General features: G+C 67.1%; 18 protein-coding genes and 4 pseudogenes. 11 read left to right on the top strand and 11 right to left on the bottom strand.

Features of this window, described 5'->3' with window-relative positions; genetic code table 11:
* Positions 1–1,343: hypothetical protein (locus tag ACI2L1_RS24560; RefSeq protein ID WP_404741493.1), on the bottom strand; the 1,343-nt coding region annotated here is incomplete at its 3' end.
* Positions 1,344–1,661: 318 nt separating this feature from the next.
* On the opposite strand from ACI2L1_RS24560, the gene ACI2L1_RS24555 reads away from it, so the two are divergent.
* Positions 1,662–2,591, top strand: a complete 930-nt coding sequence (locus ACI2L1_RS24555) for an NlpC/P60 family protein (RefSeq protein WP_404741492.1) — start codon at positions 1,662–1,664, stop codon at positions 2,589–2,591.
* Positions 2,506–3,948 carry an RICIN domain-containing protein gene (locus ACI2L1_RS24550; RefSeq protein ID WP_404741491.1) on the top strand — a complete coding sequence of 481 codons (1,443 nt, stop codon included), beginning with the start codon at positions 2,506–2,508 and terminating at the stop codon, positions 3,946–3,948. Before ACI2L1_RS24555 ends, ACI2L1_RS24550 begins: the two co-directional genes overlap by 86 nt.
* Positions 3,949–4,416: 468 nt before the next feature.
* Here ACI2L1_RS24550 and ACI2L1_RS24545 read toward each other — a convergent pair whose 3' ends face one another.
* Entirely contained in the window at positions 4,417–5,088 is a 672-nt protein-coding gene (locus tag ACI2L1_RS24545; RefSeq protein ID WP_404741490.1) for an HNH endonuclease family protein, read from the bottom strand.
* A gap of 596 nt (positions 5,089–5,684) precedes the next feature.
* Here ACI2L1_RS24545 and ACI2L1_RS24540 point away from each other — a divergent pair.
* The 3 genes from ACI2L1_RS24540 (at position 5,685) to ACI2L1_RS24530 (ending at position 7,502) form a co-directional block, all read left to right on the top strand.
* Positions 5,685–6,293: a sigma-70 family RNA polymerase sigma factor gene (locus ACI2L1_RS24540; protein WP_404741489.1), complete on the top strand. Its 609-nt coding sequence runs from the start codon at positions 5,685–5,687 to the stop codon at positions 6,291–6,293.
* Complete coding sequence (locus ACI2L1_RS24535) at positions 6,290–6,961, top strand: hypothetical protein (protein ID WP_404741488.1); 672 nt, start codon at positions 6,290–6,292, stop codon at positions 6,959–6,961. Before ACI2L1_RS24540 ends, ACI2L1_RS24535 begins: the two co-directional genes overlap by 4 nt.
* Positions 6,962–7,376: 415 nt before the next feature.
* The gene (locus ACI2L1_RS24530; protein WP_404741487.1) at positions 7,377–7,502 is read left to right on the top strand and encodes a hypothetical protein; all 126 of its coding nucleotides are present in this window, start codon (positions 7,377–7,379) and stop codon (positions 7,500–7,502) included.
* Positions 7,503–7,755: 253 nt separating this feature from the next.
* Here ACI2L1_RS24530 and ACI2L1_RS24525 read toward each other — a convergent pair whose 3' ends face one another.
* From ACI2L1_RS24525 to ACI2L1_RS24515, 3 genes and pseudogenes are all read right to left on the bottom strand, one after another.
* Entirely contained in the window at positions 7,756–8,088 is a 333-nt protein-coding gene (locus ACI2L1_RS24525) for a GNAT family N-acetyltransferase (RefSeq protein WP_404741486.1), read from the bottom strand.
* A gap of 168 nt (positions 8,089–8,256) precedes the next feature.
* Positions 8,257–8,790 (bottom strand): GNAT family N-acetyltransferase, encoded by a 534-nt coding sequence (locus ACI2L1_RS24520; RefSeq protein ID WP_404741485.1) that lies wholly within the window; start codon positions 8,788–8,790, stop codon positions 8,257–8,259.
* 91 nt (positions 8,791–8,881) lie between these two features.
* A pseudogene (locus ACI2L1_RS24515) lies at positions 8,882–9,202 on the bottom strand (ATP-binding protein); the annotation flags it as partial.
* A 228-nt stretch (positions 9,203–9,430) separates the two neighbouring features.
* On the opposite strand from ACI2L1_RS24515, the gene ACI2L1_RS24510 reads away from it, so the two are divergent.
* From ACI2L1_RS24510 to ACI2L1_RS24490, 5 genes and pseudogenes are all read left to right on the top strand, one after another.
* Positions 9,431–9,820, top strand: coding sequence for a hypothetical protein (locus ACI2L1_RS24510; protein ID WP_404741484.1), 390 nt, complete (start codon positions 9,431–9,433; stop codon positions 9,818–9,820).
* Between the two features lie 165 nt (positions 9,821–9,985).
* Positions 9,986–10,186, top strand: a pseudogene (locus tag ACI2L1_RS24505) (alpha/beta hydrolase); the annotation flags it as partial.
* Positions 10,187–11,166: 980 nt separating this feature from the next.
* A pseudogene (locus tag ACI2L1_RS24500) lies at positions 11,167–12,170 on the top strand (bifunctional DNA primase/polymerase).
* Positions 12,167–13,687, top strand: a complete 1,521-nt coding sequence (locus ACI2L1_RS24495) for a phage/plasmid primase, P4 family (protein WP_404741483.1) — start codon at positions 12,167–12,169, stop codon at positions 13,685–13,687. Before ACI2L1_RS24500 ends, ACI2L1_RS24495 begins: the two are co-directional and overlap by 4 nt.
* A complete protein-coding gene (locus ACI2L1_RS24490) occupies positions 13,684–14,085 on the top strand; it encodes a DUF6009 family protein (RefSeq protein ID WP_404741482.1) in 402 nt (133 codons plus the stop codon). The genes ACI2L1_RS24495 and ACI2L1_RS24490 overlap by 4 nt, the downstream gene beginning before the upstream one ends.
* A 255-nt stretch (positions 14,086–14,340) precedes the next feature.
* Here the strand turns inward: ACI2L1_RS24490 and ACI2L1_RS24485 are convergent, their stop codons facing one another.
* On the bottom strand, positions 14,341–14,571 hold the full coding sequence (locus ACI2L1_RS24485; protein WP_404741481.1) for a hypothetical protein: 231 nt from the start codon (positions 14,569–14,571) through the stop codon (positions 14,341–14,343).
* 560 nt (positions 14,572–15,131) lie between these two features.
* Between ACI2L1_RS24485 and ACI2L1_RS24480 the strand changes: the two genes are divergently transcribed.
* Positions 15,132–15,875 carry an SOS response-associated peptidase gene (locus ACI2L1_RS24480; RefSeq protein WP_404741551.1) on the top strand — a complete coding sequence of 248 codons (744 nt, stop codon included), beginning with the start codon at positions 15,132–15,134 and terminating at the stop codon, positions 15,873–15,875.
* 159 nt (positions 15,876–16,034) lie between these two features.
* On the opposite strand, the pseudogene ACI2L1_RS24475 reads toward ACI2L1_RS24480, so the two are convergent.
* From ACI2L1_RS24475 to ACI2L1_RS24455, 5 genes and pseudogenes are all read right to left on the bottom strand, one after another.
* Positions 16,035–16,562 (bottom strand): annotated as a pseudogene (locus tag ACI2L1_RS24475) (DUF6207 family protein); the annotation flags it as partial.
* Between the two features lie 174 nt (positions 16,563–16,736).
* Positions 16,737–17,882 carry a hypothetical protein gene (locus ACI2L1_RS24470; RefSeq protein ID WP_404741480.1) on the bottom strand — a complete coding sequence of 382 codons (1,146 nt, stop codon included), beginning with the start codon at positions 17,880–17,882 and terminating at the stop codon, positions 16,737–16,739.
* A 1,673-nt stretch (positions 17,883–19,555) separates the two neighbouring features.
* Entirely contained in the window at positions 19,556–20,083 is a 528-nt protein-coding gene (locus ACI2L1_RS24465) for a hypothetical protein (RefSeq protein ID WP_404741479.1), read from the bottom strand.
* A 366-nt stretch (positions 20,084–20,449) separates the two neighbouring features.
* The gene (locus tag ACI2L1_RS24460) at positions 20,450–21,520 is read right to left on the bottom strand and encodes a hypothetical protein (RefSeq protein ID WP_404741478.1); all 1,071 of its coding nucleotides are present in this window, start codon (positions 21,518–21,520) and stop codon (positions 20,450–20,452) included.
* Positions 21,513–22,412, bottom strand: a complete 900-nt coding sequence (locus ACI2L1_RS24455) for a ParA family protein (RefSeq protein WP_404741477.1) — start codon at positions 22,410–22,412, stop codon at positions 21,513–21,515. Before ACI2L1_RS24455 ends, ACI2L1_RS24460 begins: the two co-directional genes overlap by 8 nt.
* Between the last annotated feature and the right edge of the window lie 433 nt (positions 22,413–22,845).

Below are 22,845 nucleotides of genomic sequence, written 5' to 3'. Positions count from 1 at the left end.
ACGCGGTCGGTGACGCAGGTGTCGTACCCGGCGCACTCGCTTCGTGCCTGCTGGTACAGCGGGTCGGAGTTGGACTTGTCTGCCATGGCCTTCGTGGTGTCGAGCATGTTCTGGTGCTCGACCAGCTTGGGGCCGACTTCCCTCAGGCTGCCGGCGGTGAACTCCGGTCCGGTGAAGGGGCGTATGAGCTCCTCGACTCCGTTGTTGTCCATGACGTCGTTGTATTCGTCGATGACGCGCTGGCGCAGTGCTGGGTCCTCAAGTGCCTGCTGGTGAAGCTTCTGATCCCGCTCGGACACGTATTCCGTCCAGGCCTGGTTGGCCAGGTCGGCGTAGATCTGGGTTATGACGCCTCCGGTGCCACGGCTACCGCGGGGGACCTGGATCCGAAGGCCGGACGGTTTCAGGCCCGGTGTCTTCGGGCCGGTGACCCTCAAGTTCTTCGGTGATGTCTTCGCTACGCCGCCGGTCGTCGGGTTCTTCGGGGTCTTCGGGCCAGGGGTCGTCGTGCGCGTACCGCCGGTCTCATCGCCGTCGTCCGGCGGCCCCTGGAGCCGGTCGCGGTCGGCCTTCGCCTGCGCCAGTTCCTTGTGGAGGTCGTCGATCTGCTTCTGGACCAGTTCGCGGCCGGCGGGCAGCAGCCCTTTCTTCTTCTGTTCGAGAGCGCGGACCTTGTTCTCCAGCTTCCCGACGTGCTGGTCGAGCTCCTTGACTTGGGTCTTGACGTCTTGCGGCTGCGCCGCCTTGGCATTCCGGAGCCTGCCGGCCACGTCCTGGTATTGCCGGCGTGCCTGCGCCAGCTTCCTCTCGGCCCGGTTCCGTTCGGCGGGCGTCTTGGCCTGGGCCGCCTTCTCCTTGAGCTTTGCTATCTCGTCCCCGGCCTGCATGATCTGCTTCTTGAGGCAGGGAACCGTCTGGTGCAACCGCCGGCGGTACTCGATGTAGTCCTCGACGAAGGCCGGCACGTCACTCTTCGGCGAAAAGCTGGTGTTGCCGCTTTCCATCCGCTTGAAGAACCGCTTGACGGCGATCTGCTGAATGAGCCTGGTCATGTACTGCGGGTCGTGGGGATCCAGCGCCTCATTGACCCAGGACTCGTACATCTTCCACTGCAACTTGTCCCAGCGGGTGGGCTCGCCGTCACCGGCATCCGCTGTCGGGCTCGTGGGCGGCGGGGCGGCCAAGGCATCTGCCGCGGGGCCGACGAGAACGAAGCCCACCGCGGCCACCAGGGCCACGAAGGTCATCTGCAAGATTCTGGGCCAGTGGTGAAGGACGCGGGTCAGCCACCGGTCGTCCGTCTTGTCCCGGCTGGGATGGGCCTCGTACGGGTCGTGGTTCACGACGTTTCTCCTCACGCATGCTGTGGTGCCGCCGAAAATCCCCGGGACGGTTTGTCACCGGGCGGCAGGGGGCGGTGAAAGCAGCGTTGCCGACCGTCACGGCGACGGGCAACGGGTGAGGGTGTCTGGGACAGTCCGGCCCTGTCTGTGCTGGTCAGTGCTGCTATCGAGGACGTGTGGCCGCCGGATTGGAGGAGGGTTCCTGAGCGTGGACGGACCCGGACTGTCCGGGACGCCTGAAGATCTGGCGAGACACCCTTGAGACGGAACAGCCTCCTTTCGGGCCACGGAATCCCGGGGCCGTAGAAGGAGGTTGTGATGGCACACCAGACGTTGCTCAGGCCTTCCAGTCAGGCGCGGGAGCAGGCGCCGACGTCGCAGCTCCGCAGGGCGGGCGCAAGCCGCAGAGGTAGCGGAAAGTGGCGATGGGCGGTGGGATCGCTGCTCGTGATGTTCGTGCTGTCATGGCTGACGGGGGCGCTCCTGGCCGTGCAGGGTCCCTCGGGGTCCCCGTCGCCGGCAGCCCCGCCGCCGCTCACACTCGCGCCGCAGGCGCCGACCGCGCCCACGCCGGTGCAGGCGAAGCCGACACAGTCCGCGAAGAAGCCGGCCATACCCGTGAAGCCGGCGAAGCCCGGCACGGCGGCGGCCAAGCCCGCAGGCGCCAAGAAGGTCATCCTGCGGTCCGGTGACACGCTCTACGAGCTGGCCGGTCATCACGGCACGAGCGTCAAGGTCCTGCAGCGGCTCAACTCCATGGGTACCTCGACACTGATCTACGCCGGACATACGTTCCGGGTTCCCGTCGGGCCGGGCTCCGTGCAGGGGGCGAAGGCGGCTTCGCCGCCGTCCGCGGCGGCATCAGGCGGGGACTCGGCTTCGAGGTCTCCCGCGAAGTCGGCTCCGCAGCGCCTTATCGCCTTCGCCCGGGCCCAGCTGGGCAAACCCTATGTCTGGGGCGGGACGGGCCCACGCGGCTACGACTGCTCAGGCCTGGTGATGCGGGCCTGGAAGACGGCCGGGGTGACGCTTCCCCGCACGACTTGGGGCCAGGTCCGGGCGGGCGAGGCCACGACACGCGCAAGGCTCGTCCCAGGTGACCTGGTGATCACTTACGGCGGCGGACACGTCCAGCTCTATATTGGTGACGGCAAGGTCATCCATGCCCCGCGCCCCGGTCGTACGGTCACTGTCGCCTCGCTCGCCGATCCGTCCGATGTCGTCAGCTACCGCCACATCACACCCTGACGGACGCGGGAGTTTCCCTCATGAATGGCGCTCGTTCCTTCTCCGTCCCGGCTCCCCTTTCGGCCGTGAGCCCTCTTGGGCAACTCGCTTTCGCACTAGTCTTTCTGCGACAGGTGAGCGACCGGGGGGATATATGGGGACGGGGCCTGATCCGAAGGCTGCGCGTACACCGGCGGAATTCGTCGCCACGATGCGGCAGTTACGCAGCTGGGCCGACCTCAGCTACCGGCAGTTGGAACGCAAGGCGAACGACGCCGGTGACGCACTGCCGCGCGCCACGATCTCCGGAGTGCTGGCACGCCAAGACCTCCCCCGGGAAGAGGTTCTGATCGCCTTTGTCCGTGCCTGCGGCGGCGACGCCGCCACCGTCAACACCTGGCTGGACGCCCGCCGCCAACTGGCCATGAGCCTGGTGTCCGCCGCACCGGACGGGGCCGGTGAAGAGTCAGAAGCCTTGCCGGCCCCGGGGCCCGACACTGCCCCTGCTACGGAGATGAGCACCAGCCGCCCCCTCGGCGCCAGCGCCGAAGAAAGCGCGGGCGAGGCCCCGGGAGGTGCAGCGACACCTCCGGCGCCCACGGCGCCGGGCGGCCGTAGATCCCGCAGGCGCCATCTGCCGATGGCACTCACCGGTGCATTCGCCGGCGCGGGAGTGCTCCTGCTCGCGCTATGGCCCAACGGGAACACATCCGACACCACACAGCCCGGCGACGGCCCCCGCACCACCGCCGGCCCCATCGACACCATGCCGACGCCCACGCCATCCGCTCCTTCGCCCTCACCATCCGTGAGTTCATCGGGGAAGAGCTCCGAATCCGGCACCGAAGAGACTGCCGCGCCTCCAAACCCGCGGTCCACGACCCGCCCCAGCCGGACCCCGGCCAACGACCCCGCCCCTGCCGCTATGCCCAAGGCCGGTTGGGTGAGGATGCACCCGGCGAGCTCATCGAGCCTGTGCATCACCGAAGGCCGCGAGCGCAACGGCCGAACCGATCGCGAGATCGCCGTGCAGCGTCCCTGCGCCGACGCCCCGCTGCCACGGGTCTACCTGGAATCCCTCGGCAATCAGATCTACCGCATCCAGTGGCACCACCCGGACCCAGCAAAGGGCAAGGGCTGCCTGGGCGTCGATGAATCCCTGACTACCGAAGGCACCCAACTACTGTCCCCGGGCGACTGCACCAACGCCCTCGCACTGCGATACCGCCTCGAGCCCTCCGGCAGCGGTTACCGCCTGCGCCCCATGGACAGCGGCATGTGCATCGGCATCTTGCCTCCCCGTTCCGACGGCGCCGAAGCCATCCAGGCGCAATGTACCGGAGCCGACGACCAGACATTCCGCTTCAGCGCCGCCTGAAGCCCTTTACCCTCGCGTGGTTGGCTTCGTTCACTTCCACGGACAGCGTTTGTCGATGAGTTCGAGCAGCAGTTTGCTTCCACCCGGTGCCTGATACGGAGCACCGCGCGGCCGGTTGACCGCCCGTCCGCTGGTCTGGGGCTCACGCGCGTATCCGCAGGGGCCAGATGTTCATCCACGCGAGGTCGTGCCCAGCGCTGCGGAGGCGTGGTGGCTGCAGGTCCTCACACGCTCCCGGCGCTCGCGCAGCTGCCGCTGGATCGACAGGGCAACCTCGGTCGCCCAGTGAGAGGGAGTCGCTGCCGGGTCCTGGCGCGTAAGCAGGTCGTCGGCGAGGTGGTCTGGGGATTGGCGGTCCGTACGGCGCTCGAGGCTTCCGCCGCACCACCGACTGGATACAGCCGACGGCGGCCCAAGGGACGGCCCTTGGGCCGCACGACCGGGCCACGGTGTGGCTCCGGCCTCAGTTCAGCGGGCGAGGGCGACGTGGATGGGGCTGTTCGGACAGGAGTCGAGGATGCCGGTGAGCGCCGTCTGCTCTGCGGGGTCGATCGCGAGCTGCCAGCGGGTCTTCACGGCCACCCAGTCGGTGGCGTAGGTGCAGCGGTAGCCGGCGGCGGGCGGCTGCCATGTAGCCGGGTCCTGGTCGGACTTGGAACGATTGCTGGCCGCGGACACCGCGATGAGCGCGCGGTCGTCTCCGAGGTCGTTGGCGTACGCCTCGCGCTCCTTCGGTGTCCAGGCGGAGGCTCCGGAGTCCCAGGCCTCGGCGAGCGGGACCAGGTGGTCGATGTCGAGGGCGCGGGCCGCGGTGAAGTAGGTGTCGTCGTAGGGCGAGTACCAGGACCCGCCGGTGAGCTGGCAGCCGGCGCTCTGCTCGGGGGCGGTGACGGCTTCCGCGAGGAGGACTTCGGCTCGGGTGGAGCAGCCGTCGCGGTCGGCGTCGCTCCAGTGCCGGAACTTGGTGCGCTCGTATCCGGTGCGGTCTTCGTCCTGGACGGGGAGCGTGGCCAGGGCGTCGCGGACGGGCAGGGCGATCGTGTCGCCCGGGTCGGCGGCGTGGGCGGTGGCGGGGGTGAGCAGCAGGGCTGCGAGCGCGGACAGCGCGGCGGCTGAGGTCCGTACGGCGGTGGAACGCAAGGAGGCTCCATTCGGAGATCACGGACAGGCTGTGATCTTCGTAGCCGGGCGGGCCTGGTCTGTGCCCGCTGATCCGCCGTCATCTCACCCGCGCGGGCGGTAAGTCACACCGCGGCCCGCGCGGCTGCCGATCGTGCCACGGCGGGAGGTGCGTGCTGCGGATTCTGCACCCGAGTGGGCGGGGCCCCGCTCCCGTGCGCTCCCTCGAAAGGGTGACGGTGGATCGGTTCTGCGCACAGTCGGCAACGGCTGACGGGAGTGCGTCGCTTGACGCCCGGTCAGTGACGGGCCTGGTGTGATGTGTGCCACGAGCCAGGCGGTACTTCAATGCGGAACCAATCGGAAGATTTGCATACCTGCAGCTCATGAGGCCCAAAGCGAACGCCTGAACGCACAGGGCACTCACGTTCCGCTTATGGAGGAGATCGCTGAGTAATAGTTTTCGAGGGGTGCATGAGTCTCGCGGCCCCAAAGTCGACATGGTGGTGCCAGAGCGCCCGACCAACTGGGCACTCGCGCAGGCAAGTTGGCCTGCGTCTGGTCCCTGCACCGGCCCTCGACGGCGAGGCCGGCGCCTGCATCGCCTGGAGGATCCCATGGGCAACGGCGACGTCAGCACTGACGCATCGCCCCAGGACGGCGGCCACGGCCAGCGCGTCCAGGCCCCTCCCGAACTCCCCCTCGACTTCGAGGCCTTCTACCTCGGTCACCAGGAGTTCTTCCACGACTTCGCGGAGATCCACCTCGGCGGGCGCCGGGTCGCCGAAGACGTGGTCCACCACGTGTTCCTGGAGATCCTCGGCGGCTGGGACGAACTGCTGCAGCAGGGCGACCTCGAACAGCAGACCCTCGCCGTCCTGCACCGTGGCGTCACCCGCCGCCTCGAGTCGGACGGCCGCCCGCCGGCCTTTCTGATCAACGGGCCGATAACGCAGAACCTCGAAGCGGTCCGCAACCAGCTGGAGTTCAACAGCAGCGCCGGCGGCCTGTACGAGGCGATCCTGGAACTGCCCACCCGCCAGTTCACCGTGATCGTCTTGCGCCACCTGCTTGGTTATCCCACCAAGCGGATCGCCCGGTACATGGGCCTGGACACCCGCACCGTCGACTACCACGGCCGCAAGGGCAAGGAACGCCTGCGCATCCGGCTGGACCTGCCCGCCCCCACGGGCAAGAACAACCCCAGGAAGGGAACGGCACAGTGACCGCCATCGACGACGTGCTGGCCGGCGCACGCATCCCCACCACCCCCCGTGAGAGCTTCGACGTCGGCGCCGCCCTGCGCCGCCTCGCCGCTGACGCGGCCGGCCCCGCCGCCCGCCCGACCGCCGACATGGTCCGCGCCGCCCAAGCCGGACAGCGCCTGTCGGTGGTGTGCCGCTGGATCCTCAACCGGCCCGACGCCGCCCACCACGTCGACCGCCTCGCCCAGGAACCCGACGCCCTCCAGGACGACCGCCACCTGGACGTCGACGGAGCCCTCGTCTTCGCCTGCCTGCTCTACCTCACTGACCACCGCGAGAGCGCCCAGTTCTGGTGGCAGCTCGCCGCCGGCGCCGGACACCGCGCCGCTGCCTACTGCCTGCACCTGCACCACCTCGCCCTTGGCGAGAGTCGCGAGGCACGGCACTGGCTGCACGAAGTCACCGACGACATCGTCGACTCCGATGCCCCCGACAGCGCCTTCCTCGCCACCCTCGAAGCCGTCGCCACCTACGTCCGCAAGACGGGCTCCAGCCGCACCTGTGCCCCCACCGGGGGCCTGGAGATGGAGGTCGACCGTCTGGCCACCACCAAGACGGACTCGTGCATCATCGTCCGGCGCCCCGACCAGCGCCTCGCCGACCGACTCCACGACTTCACCCGCCGCTGACTGTCTGGGTGCGCATATACGCGAGGAGCGCCTGCCGGCTCCAGCCCAATCGTCGCGGAGGCGCGTGAGCACTGGGAATGGTTCGCCAGCCGAGTGGAAGCGGCCGCTGCGGGGCAGAGCCGGCGTCAGCTACCCCCAGAAAAATTTTTGGCCCACACCTTCACAGGCGGAGGTCGGGTACGGCCTGTGATTGATAGAACGCCACCACGCCCGCAACCTTCGAATGAACGATATATCTACACTTCCTCGAATACATTGCGCTACCCAGGCCGCAACAACCCTTGGAAAGCAAGGGCATTGTAGGCCCTGCCTCACGGAACCCCTCGAACTGACCAGCAGAGGCTGTCAGTTCACAGACCCCCCGGGATCAGCACGCCTGGTGCCGGACCGGGAGGGGGAAAGTGAGGTGGTGCTGATGAGCGCCCCGTGGGACAAGCCTGACAGGAAGAATTGGCCAGAGCCGGACAAGTGGCAGGTCTTCCTGGCGGCGACAAGCCTGCTGGTGGCAGTCATCGCGCTGGCGGTGCAGTTCGCTCAGTGACGCCACTGAGTCCGCCTCACGACCCGTCGGAATCGGTCCGCACCCGCTGCCGAATGCAGCGAGCCCGGCCGCTTGCTACCCGACCGGGCTCGTGAACTGCGTGGAGGGGCCTGGCCCGGATGCCGCCGGGTCGGGTCTCTCTGCGCCGACTGGAACCACCCCCAGCCAACAGGAAGAACAATACCACCTTTGAGCCGTATCCAGCCTGAAACAGCAGGTCAGGAGGCTGGTCACCCCGCCCTTGACCTGGTCATCAGTGCCGGGGCCTCCAGCGGGTGAACACGCACTGGTCGGGGCCGGCGTGAATTCCGAAGGGCAGCCCGAGGCGTTCGAGGAGGAACCCCTCGCCGGGGGCGTGCACGGTGTACCCGCAGCCCTTGTAGAAGGCGATCAGGTCCCGGTCGGTCTCGAAGGACCCGTACAGCAGGAAGTAGTTGAGCTGTTCGTAGACCTGCCAGGCCCGCTTCATCAGGACGCTGGCGAGGCCCTGGCCGCGGGCTTCCTCGGCTACCGCGAGGCCGTGCACCTTGCCGATGGCCACGCTCAGCGTCAGCGCCTGCGCGTTGCTGTAGCCGTGTTCCAGCACCCGCTCGATGATGGTTTGGCTTCGTAACCGAGTGCCGACACCGTTTGTCACCGAGTTTGGGCAGCACTTGTTGATCGCAGATGCGGAAAATGTCGGTGAGAACTGACACCGGTCCGGAATAGACAGACCCTTTGCCGCCGCGCGGGCGGCCCTCTCGGTAGGGGTCCGTCACATCGGGAGCGAGAGCAGGCGTACCGGGCCTGAGGGCCAGCGAGCGTTGTCACGGAGGGGCGTCACCATGGTCCGCAGCGGCATGGTGACGAGGCGGGCCTCGGGTTGTTCGACGAGTACGTCCTTGTCCAGCGGGTGCCATCCGAGGCGCTGGTAGAGGGGCACGAGAGGAGGCCGGCAGAACAAGAGTGCGTGCTGAGGTCCCATGGTGCGGGCATGCTCCAGTGCAGCTGTGACAACGAGCCGTGCCAGTCCCCGGCCTTGCAGGTCGGGTGCGACGGCCACCCCGCCGACACCCACCACATGAGTCTGGGCTTCGCCGATCAAGACGTGCAGTCGCAGCAGGCCGGCATGTGCCACGAGCCGGTCGCCGTGTCTGATCCCGAAGTGTTCTTCCTTGGGCAGCCAGGTCAAACCGGCTGCGGCAACGCCGAAGGGATCATCGTTGTCGCCGAGGATCTCGTCCTGATCCGCTTTCGTGTATCGCGGGAGCCGCACCACAGTTGGTGTCGCAGAGGATTTCTCAGTCATCCCTCACATGATGATCTCTCTGCGGGGGGCTGGCCAAGAGATTCCTTCCAGCCGGTCTCCGTGATCCTGTGAGCATGGCTCGCTCTGCCTGTCAGCCGCCGGTGGCGTCTCGGGCAGCGGCCCGCGCCTGGGTGATGGCGAGCCGGTATGATTCGGTGCCGGTCTGGATCAGATTGCCGCCGAAGGTGAGGCGGTCGACAATGGCCGCGCAAAGCCGGGGATCGGTGAAAGTCTTGGTCCAGCCGCTGAAACTCTCGTTCGAAGCGATGGCGACGCTGTTCTTCTCCTCACGCTCCGTCAGAACCTGGAACAGCAGCTCAGCACCCCTGCGGTCCAGCTCCATATAGCCCAGCTCATCGATGCACAAAAGATCGACTCGGCCGTAGCGGGCGATGGTCTTGGTGAGTTGCTCACCCAAGGCCACTCACGCCGGGCGATCGCCCGGCACCTGGGCTGGGGCCTCAACACTGTGCTCCGGTACGCGAGCGCCGCGCGCTGGCAGGACACGCTCTACGGCCGAGCCGGATTTGAGCTTCTCCGCAAGATGATCCTGCTCCAGTGACCCTCAGCGTCCCGTACCAGTAGATCTGGTCCAACCAACCCGATCGACGCAGGCCACTGGGGCTCGTAGCCTCTCGCTGTGACAGATACGACTGAGGCGCGAGACGCCTTCAAGAATCGATGCGCAAACGCCGCACGCACGCTCGCATCATGCGTCGGCTACTCCATCAGTCGCATCTCATTCAACGTCTTCGCCGAGGAAGACTCCCTGGAGATTACTCTCAGGGAAGGGCCGTGGAAGCCGGACGTAGTAATCTCCCTCTCCAATCTCTACCACCTCTCGGTCGACAAGTGCCCACCGCTCGACGGCAACTTCATCGACGAGATTTCCTTGATCCACCTCCCGGCGCTCCCGAACCCATGGCCTGCGGGCGCCGCTGACCGCGTCCGGCGGTTCGACGGACTCTGCGAGCTCGCATGGCTGCGGATCGTTGCCCGGCCGAAGTTGACGCTATCGCCTCGATGTTGACCATCTACACCGCAATGAGCGACGACCGGACCTCAACGCTTCGAAATCACCTGTGATGACGGCCGCAGCGTCAATCGACCCAGCCCTTCACAATCGAACACAAAGGTGACGCTCCGCGACCACTCCCCAAGATCTGTGCCAGAACCCAAGACTCACTGATAAAGCCAGGCCCGTCAGGTCACCATTCCGCTGCACGTCCTGCTGCAGTGGGACGACGAAGGCAACGACCGGCAAGCGGCCCTGGATCTGTTCGACGCCTTCGGCTCCAAGGAGAAGAGCCTGCACGCCAATATGGGCGGGCACACAGGCGTCCCGCAGCACGCGGGGGACGCCGCCACCAAGTTCTTCACCCGGCATCTGGGCTAGCCCGCCACGATCAGACACTTCACGAAACGAACAGCCCGCTGCGACGCCACCGCCGGCCTGACCCGCGAGGATCACGACGGTCCGGTTGGCCCACGAACGCCCGTACACCAGGCACGTGGTGCGCAGTAAACCGGATAGGTGTGACAGCGGGCACCGCTTTGTCGGGCTTCTGGCCCGACAAAGCGGGTCTAGGAGAACAGGCCGCACCAGAGATCTGTGCTCGGTGCTCACTCAAGCCACGTTCACCACGGAGCGACTGAAGCGACTGAAGCCTGACGACGACAGAAGTTTCCGCCGTCTGAACGCAGGGAGCGACCCTGGTCGGATATGGCACGCCATGGGCCTCAGGGCCCGTCCCAGGGCGTCCTGCGGGAGGGCTTCGGTGCTGCCTGCCAACGCCTGTGTCCAAGGTTGAGTCGCTCCAGTCGCTTTAGTCGCTGCCTCGACCTGGAGAGCGACTGAACTGCCAGCGACCGGGGGCTTCTTTGGTCGCTAGGTCACACAAGGAGCATCCGTGCAGGTCAGGAAGGTTCCGCTGAGCATGGAGCGACTGAAGCGACTCATGCTGGCTATATGTCAGCTCTGCAGCTGTGCTCGTGTGCGTGACAATAGTGCGCTTCAGTCGCTTCAGTCGCTATTCCGGTTCCCTTACGGCTCTGACCTGCATTTTTTCCAGGAGGCTTGCGAGGAGCGACTGAAGCGCACTCAGTCGCTGGACCGCTGCTCCGGTCGCTGGCAGGCAGGTTGCCGGTCTCATCATCAACACGGCGTCACCCTTGTTGCGCATGTACTCCACGACCACACCCGTCTCGTTCGCTAGTGTGTGTCCGTCGTTGGGTCGCTTCGGTCGCTGGAAGGAAATGCAGATGCCTGCTGAGCTGCAGTTTTCCCCCAGCGACTCAGCCGCGTACGCTGCCCAGACGCGTTCAGTCGCTGGGATGCGCGCCCTTGCGCAGGCCTTCGCGAGGCGAGGCTGGCCTGTGCACCCTCTTGCTCCGGGCCGCAAGACCCCCGCCGCGAATTGCCCTAACTGCCGTGAAGCAGCGCACGCTCCTGCCTCGTGCCCCTGCCTAGGCGAAGGACGGTGGTGTGCCACAGCTTCCACGCGGCCACGCTCAACCAGGAACGCATTGAGCAGTGGTGGGGCCGGCATCCCGAGTTCGGTATCGGTGTCTCCTGCGGCCCGGCCGGTCTCGTGGTCATCGACATCGATGCGCACCACGCGGAGCCCCCTCAGCGTGACCGGATCCTGCCCGGCATCCCCATCGGTGACCACGTCAACCTCGCGGGCCTGGCCAGCGGCTTCCACACGCTTGCCGTCCTTGCCGCACTCCGAGGCCAGCCCAACCCTGCCGAGGACACCTCGACTCTGCGGGTGCGCACCCCCTCGGGCGGGCTCCACGTGTGGTACCGGTCGACCGGCAACCGCCGTTGGAAGTCCTCCGCGGGTTCCAGTCCCGGCCGGGCACTGGCCTGGCAGGTCGACATCCGCGCACACGGCAGCTACATCATCGCTCCCGGCACTACCACTCAGCACGGCACCTACACCCCCGTCGGCGACGTCCGGGAACCGGCCGCCCTGCCCCGGTGGCTGGCTCTGGAACTCGACCGCACCGGCCACCTGCCCGCCCCGACCATCCCCGCGCCGCGCCCCGTCCCCCCGCGCGCGCAGCAGGCCGTCCTTGCCGCCGGCGGCGGCGGCGGATCGGCAGAGCGGACGCTGGCCGCTGTCCTCGCGCCGGTCGAGGCCTGCGGCCAGGTCGCCGAAGGCGCGGGATTCTCCGACACTCTCAACCGCGCCGCCTACACCCTCGGCGGTCTCATCGCGGCTGGCCGCCTCCCGCACCAGGAAGCCGAGCAGGCACTGAGGGACACCGCGGCCGCCGCCCGCCCAGGGCAGGACCTGCGCATCGAGCAGATCATCCGCAGCGGCCTCGCCGCAGGCCTCCAACGGCCCCTGCACGCCACGGGGAGGTGTCCATGACCTCGCCCGGCAACGAGACCCTCTTCGAGTTCGACCCTCAAGCCGTCGCTGCCCAGATCCGCGCCCAGAGCCCCGCGGTCCCGCTCCCGGCCCAGGCCGCCGCCGAGCGGCCCGCCGGCGACGCGACCGTCCACGGTCTGCTGCCGGACACACTGACCGACCGCGGCAACGCCAAACTGTTCGTCAAGCTCTACGCCAACGACTACCGCTACGTCCCCAGGATCGGCTGGTTCCGTTGGGACACCACCCGCTGGCAACTGGACGAGGACGACACGGTGCTGTGGGCTGCCGGAGACCTCGCGGAGAACATCGCCGACCGGGACCAGCTCGGCCGCTTCACCATGCAGGCCCTGGACAAGCACCGCGCCCGGACCATGTCGACCGCCGGCATGAACGCCATGCTCACCCAGGCCCGCTCCGCGCCCGGCATGGTCCTCAAAGCCGACCGCCTGGACGCCGACCCCTACGCCCTGTGCACCCCCCGCGGCATCGTCGACCTGCGCACCGGCCTCCTCAGGGACCCCGACCCGAACAAGGACTTCCACTCCCGCTCCACCACCGTCGGACCCCAGCCAACCCCGGTCCCGCGCTGGCTGCGCTTTTTGACCGACACCTTCGGCGACGACGCCGAAGGCCAGGAAATGATCGACTACCTGCACCTGCTGCTCGGCTACTCGATCACCGGCGACGTCGGCGCCCAGATCCTGCCCTTCCTGTGGGGGACAGGAAAAAACGGCAAATCCGTCCTCCTGGACGTCATGATGAAACTCCTCGGCGACTACGCCGACGCGGCCCCGCCCGGCTTCCTCATGGCCAAGCCCTTCGAGGGCCACCCCACCGACCTCGCCGAGCTCCACGGCCGCCGCGTCTACGTCTGCTCGGAGATCAAGCCCGGCGACAAGTTCGACGAAGCCCGCGTCAAACTGCTCACCGGCGGCGACCGCATCAAGGCCCGCCGCATGCGCCAGGACCCCTTCTCCTTCGAACCTACCCACAAACTCTGGCTGCTGGGCAACCACAAACCCGAAGTCGGCACCGGCGGCTTCGCGTTCTGGCGCCGTATGCGCCTGATTCCCTTCGAACGCGTCGTCCCCGACGACCGCAAGATCGACAACCTGGCCGACCTCCTTGTCATGGAAGAAGGCCCCGGCATCCTGGGCTGGCTCATCGACGGCGCCCGCCGCTACCTCAGCGGCGGCCGCGACCTCGCCGGGCCCGAACGCGTCCGCATCGCCACTACCGCCTACGCGGAAACCGAGGACCACACCGGCCGCTTTTACGAGGAATGCTGCCGCCTGGGCCCCGACCTGCGCGCCGAACAGACCACGCTCTACGCCGCCTACACCAGCTGGTGCCAGAATGAAGGCGCGCAGATCATCTCCTCCCGCGCGTTCGCCGCCCGCACCCGCGAACTGGTCGGACTCGCGTCACCGAAGGAGATGAAGGTGTCCAACCAGCGCAAGTACTACCCGGGCATCGGACTGCTCACCGACGAGGAAAGGGAAGCCGGCGCATGAGTTCCCTGATCGACGCGGACGAGATCAGCCACGAGGCCGACATCGTCTGGCTGGAAGAGATCGACGAGCTCGACTACGTCCGCCAGAGCATCGACCGCCTGCCTACCCGCAAAGGCCGCCCCCCGTACCGCCGGCCCGGCCGCATGGTCGGCTATGCCATCCTCGGCCCCGACGCCAAAGCTTCCCGGGCCTCCGGCACCTTCCGCCGCCGCGTCTTCTGGCTCCAGCCCCACGACCGCGACTCGGAGCCCGACGGCCTCTACGCGAAGAGCGCCCCCGCCGAAGCCGTCGACCCCCGCACCCTCGAACCCCGCGTCAAGGGCTACAAGACCGAACGCTCCGAAGGCGGTCCGCCCTCGGCCGCCATGCAGGAACTCGGCATACGACTCCCGCTGTAGCGAGAAGGATTCCGGTGCAGTTCAGAGTTCTGGAACGGTTTGGTCGTCCCCCCGAGTCATCGAAGGACGCGTTCCTGGTTCGCGACAACTGGGACGATTACTCATACAAGTACCGCATACAGGTGGGCGAGACCCAGGTCTGGTAGCCGTTCCGCCCAATGCGGCGGTCACCGGTGAGAGGCCGTCGGCCCCAGCCCACCCGAGACCTGCTGATGCTCCTATTGGCAGTCAAGGGAGCCGAGAACCTGATGGTGGTCAGGTTCGGTAGGGGTGAAGAGCGACGCTCTCCGTTACGACGCTGATCTCCACCCAGGACTCGTCCATGCTGCTGGGGATGGGGGAGGCCAGGTCGAACAGCACGGGCCAGTGGCCCATCTGGAGGTAGGCGGCTCCGTCGCCGGTCAGTTGAAGCCGGCCGCGCATGATCACCCGGTCTCCTACCTGCCGGAGTTCCGGCTCGGTGGCGGGTGTGGTCGTCGCTGTCATCCTGTGTGCTGCCTTCCTGGCCGGCGGTGACACCGGCCGGGTGGGTCAGACAGGACATTGAGGGGGCCTCTGGCCAAGCTCCTATCAGGTCATGCTCCACCTGGCCGGAGCAATGGAGAACGGGTCCCGGCGGCCGGACAGAACAGCAGCAGGACAGCCCAGCAGTCAGACCCTGAGCCACGACCACCGGAACCCGCTACGAGTATCAATGTCAGACCCGGCAGCGATGATGACCCCATGACGATCACTATGCAGAGCTACGCCCTGGCGAAGTGTGGGCGCTGGCCGAGCGCTTCCAGAAGCTCTGCTCCAGCCTGCTCCACTGGGACACCGCCCACTTCGGCGAACTGGACCATGACGAGGACGGCCATCGCGGCCTGGTCTCGCGCAAGCAGGTCTGCCCCCTCGGCGCGATACAGCTCGACGATCAGTTCTTAGGGCCGATGTTCGGACAGGCTGGGCATCGTGGCGTTTCTGCGTCTTGCGGGCTGGACGACGTCGATGCCGCCTGGGGCAGCAGCCTGGTTGTTCAACCAGCCGCGGCACATGCTCACGGTTCGATGTGTGGTCGATACGTATCCGCTCGCAGCCCGCTGGAGCTGGCCCCGCTCTTTGAGGTGCCCGACGTACCCGCGCAGGAGACGCTGGCACCGAACTGGAATGTGGCCCCGACCAACGATGTGTGGGCCGTCCTCGAGCGCACGCCCCGCGACGGAGATGAGACCACTCTGGCGGAGCGGGAGCTGCGGCCGCTGCGCTGGGGGCTGGTGCCGTCGTGGGCGAAGGACGTGAAGATCGGCGCCCGGATGATCAATGCCCGGGTGGAGACAGTACACGAGAAACCCGCCTACCGCCGTGCGTTCGCACGGCGCCGCTGTCTGCTGCCTGCCGACGGCTTCTACGAGTGGGAGCAGGTCAAGGCCCCCGACACCGGCAAGCTCCGCAAGCAGCCGTACTTCATTCACCCCGAGGACAACGAGGTGATGGCGCTCGCCAGCCTGTACAAATACTGGCGCGACCCAGTCGTCCAGAATGAAGACGACCCAGCTGCCTGGTTGATGACCTGCACCATCATCACCACCGAAGCCACTGACGCGGCCGGCCGCGTTCACTCCCGCATGCCCCTTGCCCTCACCCCCGATCACTACCAGGCCTGGCTCGATCCCACTCACCAGAATCCCGATGAGCTGCGGGCCTTGCTCAGCCAGCCGGCCGAAGGCCATCTGTATGCCCGGCCGGTCTCCGCCGCCGTCAACAACGTCCGCAACAACGGCCCCCAACTCCTGGACGAACTCGCCGTATGACAGCCCACGCCCCTGCCGGTCCGCGGAGCAGGCGGGTTCGCGCGGTCTGAGCAGGTGTGACATCGTGGACTCAGGCTGGCTCCGTCACTTTCCCCCGTAGCGACGGAGCCAGCCTCACTCTGTGCTCCACCGGGCCCGCTCCGGGGAGCCTCATTCGTCGGAGACCTGCCGCAGATCGGCATACACCCGCAGCCGCACACCGGGCTGTCCGGCATCCCGGGTGGTGCGCTCGGCGGGCGTCGCCATGACGGCCGGGTCCTTCAGCCAGCTTTCGCCGCCGTCCAGGTGCTGGCGGTCGACGGGCCGCAGCAGCCGGGCCGCATCGAGCACGTCGGCCAGCCGGTGCTGGTCGGGGTCCGCGTAGCGGACCGCGTTCGCCAGCACCGCAGCCACGCCGAGCTGGCCGGCCAGGCCCACAGTGCGGGCGGCCAGCCGCAGCGAGCCCGCGCCGGTGCCTTCGCTTCCCAGGTGCACGGCCTCCAGCCGCAGCCGTTCTCCCGCGAGGTCCCGCCACGGCGCGAGCAGTTGCTCGGCGACATCGGGGCGGCCGGCGAACAGGGTTCGCACTGGTTCAGAGGCCGGACCGAGCAGCACCACCAGGTCCTGGTCGGCGAATTCGCGCAAGGTGGGCCAGGACACTACCGGGGCCGCGCCGTCGGCCTCGGCGTGCGCGGCGGACACCAGACGACCGGCCGAGCCCGCGACATCCGTCTGAGAGGGAAACCGGGCCCCGGCGAGCAGCACACCGTGTGACCTGCGGCGGCTTCATGCGCATGGCCGGGCTTGCACAGAGCCCGCCCAACGCCTCCGGCACGAACCGCGCCGCCCCTGGCAGCTCGCTGCCATGCGGAACAGGCCGCATCACGCCCGCCCCACTCCCGCCCCGACCCCGACCGTGTCCTCGTCGAGCGGGCGGCCGGCCAGGTCGAGGCACCGCTCGCTCCACGCCGGCGGCCTCTCGCGCGGTACCGCCGCGGCCCGCGCGCGGGCCAGGTCGCCGAGGAACTCACGCAACAGGTCCTGAGCGACCCTCTCCCGCGCCTTCCCGGCCGCCTTCTCGGCCCGCTCGCGGTTCTTCTGCGTCGGGAACATGCCGTGCAGAGTCGTCCGCCGGATATGAGCGGCCTCCATCTCGGCCGGGCCGGACTCCCGCAACCGCTCCAGCGCCCGCTGCCTGCGCTGTTCGAGGACCTTCTGGGCCAGGTCCTTCTCGGCGAACGCCCGGCACACCGGATCGTCGGCGTCGTCCGCCGCCCCGGCACCCCGGATGAACGCCCACGTGTCCTCGGTAATTTGTGCGGTGAGCGTGGCCACCGCCTGAGGATTGTCCACGTCGGCCCGTACCGCCACGGCGATGTCCACGGCCTGGTCGACCAAGGCTTTCGTGGACCGGTGCAGCGAGCACACCGGGCACAGCCCGGCAGCCTCGGCGCGACCACAGTCCTCACACGGCCGCGCCGCCCGCCGCGCCTTCTCCTCGGCCAGCTGCGCCTTCCGCTCCTCGACGGCCGCGTAGAAGGCGACCTGGCGTTCGGCCGCCCGTTCCCGGCGCACCACGTCCATCGCGCTCTGGTATTCGACCTTCGCACGCAGCGCCTCCTCGTAGACCCCCCGCCACTCGCCCGCGGTCACGTGCGGGTGCTGGGCCGCGACCTCGGTGGCCACGATCTGGCGCAGACCACGCCGATCGCCGATCAGGCAGTCGCAACTGGGGCAGGTGCCACCGGAATCGATGCGGATCCCGTCATCACACAGGTCCGACCAGCACCCGTTGTTCTGCGGCAGCCCCCGCCTAATCAGCCAGGCCGCCAAGTCCTGCACCGGGCTCCGCTGCCGGTCTAGCCGGCGCTTGAGCCGCTCAGCCAGCCGCCGCTCGGCCACACCCTCCCCGTCACCCACGAAGCTCCGCAGCCGCACCAGCTCCCGACGCACCGTCTTCGCCAGCCACACCCCGGTCGACGCGCGCCCCAGCTCAGCCCAGAGCCACGCCACCGGAGCCAGAGCCACCTTCAGGTCCTCCGGCACCCCAACCGGCCGTACGTACCCGGTGGTTCGCACCGGCAAGACCGACCCCGACCCCGATCCCGTTGCCGCGCTTTGCTGTTCCCCGCGAAGCGGGCCCGTCGCACCCGCCGAACCAGCAAGAGCTCCCGTAACCCCTGGGAGATCCTCACCCGCGCCCGCGCGGTCCCGCAGACGGTCGGCACCCAAGACGGCAGAGCCGGAAAAACAGTCCAGAGCACCCGCAGACGAAGAAGAAAAAGAAACCACAGGTGGGTGGGCCGTGTGGGGGCCTGCACCAACCGCTTCCCCTGAACCACCATCAAAACCCGCATCCACCTGCGACGATGGGTAGACGTCCGGCTCCTGAACCCCACATGCACCAGAAACCTCGACCGGAACGTCCTCGAAGCTCAATTGTGCCCAGCCATCCCCGGCCAGGACCAGGCCCTCGGACTCCGCCTCCTCACCGCACCGCGCGCACCCGGCATCCGCCTGAGGCCCCGGAGGAGCCGCAGGCGCTGGGGAGGCCGACGCATCCTCAACCGACGGCTCGGGCGCAGGCTTCGACGCTGCCCGAGCACGCTCGCAGGCGTCCCGGATCGCCGGCACCAGCAGTCGATCCTGCCCGTACCGCTCCGGCCGGTCCCACGCCACACCTCCCAGCACCAACAGCCGCTTCAGCACCGGACGGGCATCCTCGATGGAGCAGCCCAGCAGCTTGGCCACCGTCGCCTCGGACCGGTTGTAGCCCTTCGGGAGACGCCCTGGAGCCATCGGCACCCGACCATCGGCACGGGCGTTCAACGCCAGCAACAACATCGCCAGACGGTCGGTGGCGGCCCCCCTCCCTCGCCGCCGTGCGAGGAACCCCGCCGGCGTCGCAGGCCGATCCTGCGGCGCCCACCCCGGGCACAGCACCGCCTCGCAGAAACGGAGGAACGTCGCGAGGTCCCGCCGGCTCAACAGCGACAGCGGATTCAACCCCCGCTGACCACGCGCCTCCTTCAGCGGCAGCAGCTCGAAATCCAGCGCGTGCGTCCAACCCGCCGCGTCCCTAGCGGGAACGCACGTCGCGATCCCGCTCGCCCGGACATCAGGAACAACCGTGTGCAGAACGTGCGAAACCCCGTAGCCCAGCCAGCCGGCCAGATCCCGGGACATCGTGATCACGTGCGCAGACGCCGCCGGGGCCTTCGCGAGCACCAGGACCGAGGTGAGACGTACGGGATCGCTCGCCCCGTCCAAGCGCGGGTCAGCAAAGAGCGCCCCCACAGACGAGAGCAGCGCGCTGCGCATGCTCCGCGTGAGAACAAGAGGCTCGTTGGAAGCGAGCACAGACCCCTCGCCATCCTTCACAGCATCTGACGCAGACGGCGCGGTCGAGGACGACGAGGACGGAGGAACCGGTGGGCGGGCGGACGCACGATTGCTGTCTGCTTCGGGCACGACTACGCCAGCCCTCATACGGGTAGCTATGATGTGCTCCAGTCGAGGACGTACGAGGGAAACTCACATCGCCAACCGGCAGCGCCTGGGAAGGTAGGGAAGCCGGATGCGCGACACGTATTCAGCTAGGGATGTGGAGTAACGCTCACCTCCTCGACGTGACTGGCCCGGGATTGCGGAGTCCCGGGCCAGCAGTTTTTGTGCTCAGCCGGAGTTGCTGAGCACAAGTCCTAGGCCGTGGCTGACTGTTCCAGGCTGGCGTCCTCGGTCGCGGTGTCGGCGGTGGCGATGGCGGATGCAAGAGCCCCGTGCCCAGCTAGCCTGTGGGTCGCTGGGACCTCGTAACCCTTGGGAAGAGTGGCAATCCATTCGCCGAGCGGAATGGCGTAAGCACACCTCCGTCCGAGGACGTCGATGACGTACTGGGCGCGCTCGCCAAGGGTGTTGGTGACCTTAGGAACCTCGTCCTGCACTACCCAGAGAACGGTGTCCCGGGTGGTTCGGATGTCAGTGATGGAGTCGCGGGCGGTGTTCACTACGAGTGGCAGGCCGACCTCGAGAGTCCTCGACTGACTCCTCGAACGCTTGTTGCCTGGCCACACGAGCTGATCGACGACAGCCAGCACTTGAACCACGATGACGTCTTCGCCGTCGAGGGAAGCCGGACTGATCAGTCCAAGTTCGGTTGCCTTTTTGACCCAGATGCGATTGAGCTTCGCGGCCGTAGCCAGCGACGCCGGCGTGATGCGCCCCGCCACGTCAGGCCCTCCTCACGGTGAATCCATCTGTCCAATTGATCACCGGTCACACTATCGCAGTCGCGGCTCATTTTGTGTCACGTCGTAGCAGCTTGGCGTGTCGGCGAGTTCGGCGTTTCGGCAGGTTCTCGCCCTGATGGTCCGTTTCTTGGCGTCATAAACGTGATGCGCCGCAGCACTGAAGCGTGACCCACTAGGGTCAGTAGATCCATAGATAGAAGAGAGCAAAGATGAGTGTGCAGATACCTACAGACCTACTGGTATGCCTACTTGGATCCCTACCGACTTCCCTACAAATTGTGGGTGCGAGCAGCCCAAGACGAAGGGGCCACCTCCCCCTTGGGAGGTGGCCCCTTCGTCTTGGGCTTAGCTCTCGAACGTCAGTGGACCCTCGCTCGCGAGATCCTGCAGGTAACGTGCGAGCACAGCAGAGTAGATGTGATAGCCGGTTCTCGCCTTGCCCGCCGCTTTGAGGTGATTAGACAAGGGGCGGACGATGTTGAGGACTTCGGGACTCACCCGGTAGGACGACTGCTGTCCTTCGGGGATTCGGCGGGCTCCCATGTCTCGGAGGAAGGCCTCGGCGAGATCGAGTTGCTCTTCGAGCGTGGCGGGTAGGTGCATGGCCATCGCGGCGTTGACGTACTGCGCCGACGTAAGTGGCAGCCCAGTTGCCGCGCTGTCTTCGGCGGCGCGCTTGTTCATCTGAGTGATCTGGTTGGGCGTGAAGCGGAAGGGATGTGCTGCCCATTCCTTCTTCCTCAGCCGCAGGTCGATCACACTCTCGGTGTACGACTTCTCGAGGGCCTGCTGAGCGGTCTGACGACGTCGGCCACGTGGTGTCGCAGAGCGTTTCTTGGCGTCGGCCTGCTTGGCGTCGTCAGCTTCGTCGGTGTGGTCGTCGTCGGCATCTGCCACTTCGGCATTCGCGGGGTGACCGCCGGTGGGCGTGAGTTGGTTCCCTTGGCCAGACACGACGCCGTTCGTCTCAGCAGCGATTTGAGGCTCTTCGGCACGCGCGGGCTCAGAGCCGGTGGTCGTGGACTGAGCTCCAGGAGGTGCGTCGGCGATGTCGCTGGCTGGCTCTGACGTGCGTTCCGGCGTGGTGCTTAGATCTCCGTGAATCTCGGGAAGGTCTGGCTCCGGAGCGTTTGAGACGCGCTCGGCAGAGTCGGTAGCCGGTACCACAGCAGCGGCGCCGGCCGCTGCCTCAGGGCTGTCCGGCGTTGCCTTGGCGTCGGACGTCGGAGCATCTCCGGACGTAGAGGGCCCCGGAATGACTCCTTGACCTCCACCGATGTACGACCTGCTTACCGTCTCCTTTACGCCGCTTAGAGCCGGGTTGTTGAGGAGGGCAGAGTTGCCTTCGGGGCGTCGGAGAGCGGAGATGCGTTTCGAGGCCTTCTTTGCTGTCTTCTTAGCTGGGGTGTCAGACATCCGCTGCCTCCTCACCCGCGTCGGGCAGCTGCGCAATCGGCCAGGACGCCTCAGGTGCGTCCATGCGGTCAAGGACCTCTTGAAGGAGGTCGGTGTACTGCTTGCCACACGACTGGTTGGGGTGCTGGAGGACGGCTGGCTTTCCATCGAAGTAGGCCCGAGAGATACGCCGGTCCCTGCGGATATCCGTCACGTAGGGATACAGGCTGCCATTGATCATCATGTCGAGGATGTTGAGGTCCTCTATGGTCCAAGCCGACTCAGGGTTAGAGCGGTTCATGAACGCTCCGAGGAAGCGTGGCTTGCACTCGCCAGCAGTGAGGTTCTCGACAGCCTGAACGGCCTCCTTGAGAATCATCGCCCCCTTGATCGTGGGGTACTCAGGATTGACGAGGCTGATGACGTGGTCGGCTGCGGCCAGGCCGACGGCGTTGAGGGACGAGACTGCAGGCGGTGTGTCGATGAGGATGTAGTCGAACTCGCCCGAGAACTCGTGGAGCAGTCGGCGCCTGAGGACTGGTGTGTCGGAGTACGGCCGTGTGACGAATGCATTCTGAGCCGCGGTCATCGTGGATTCCTCAGAGGCGAGAACGCACAGACGGCCGCCGTCGTACTCGCTCACGAGTTCACTTCGGTCGTACATGATCTTCGCGAGCGGGTCGCGGCCGCCCGCCTTCGTGAGTGAGTCGGTAAGGGCGAGCCCTAGGGACCGTCGGATCTCGTCCTCGGAGACGAGGTTGACCCCGAGTGCCGATCCTGCCTGAGCTTGAGGCTCGAGGTCGATGATGAGGACGTTTGCCCCGTCCATGGCCAGTCGGCAGCCAAGGTTGACCACTGTGCTCGTCTTGCCAACCCCTCCCTTCTGCGTAGCGATCGCCAAGACGATGGTCATGGTGGATGCCCTTCACTGTGAGGAGGTCTGACCGTTTATGCGTGCCACGCCGCGACTTGAATCGAGCCTGCTGTAGCCAGCCAGAGACCCGGAAGTCTCGCGAATATTGGGGCGTTTGCGACACTTCTGTTTCTCAGCTTGTGGTGTAGCGGGCCCTGACGTGCTACGTCGTGACACGAGGAAGATAACAGGAATGGGTGTGGTGTAGGGCGGGACCCGTGCTTTGGCGTGTCACGTTGGGGTCGAGTGGCGCCGGCGAGGAGTGCGGGGTGAACTCGGACGCTCCGGATGGACGGTTGGAGCGCGGTGTCTGCACAGTCCTGGCCGTAGTGACGAATGGAGCGGATCCTGGGAGGGTCGAGCTGTTGGGGCATCGAGGGTGGCAGGCGCAGCTCAGTAGGAGGGGTGAGTGCACTAGGCAGTTTCGTTTGGA

The organism is Streptomyces sp. NPDC019531 (assembly GCF_044903305.1).
GTDB lineage: Bacteria > Actinomycetota > Actinomycetes > Streptomycetales > Streptomycetaceae > Streptomyces.
Note: the sequence above shows the minus strand (reverse complement) of the source record. Positions and strands in the feature narration are given on the sequence as shown.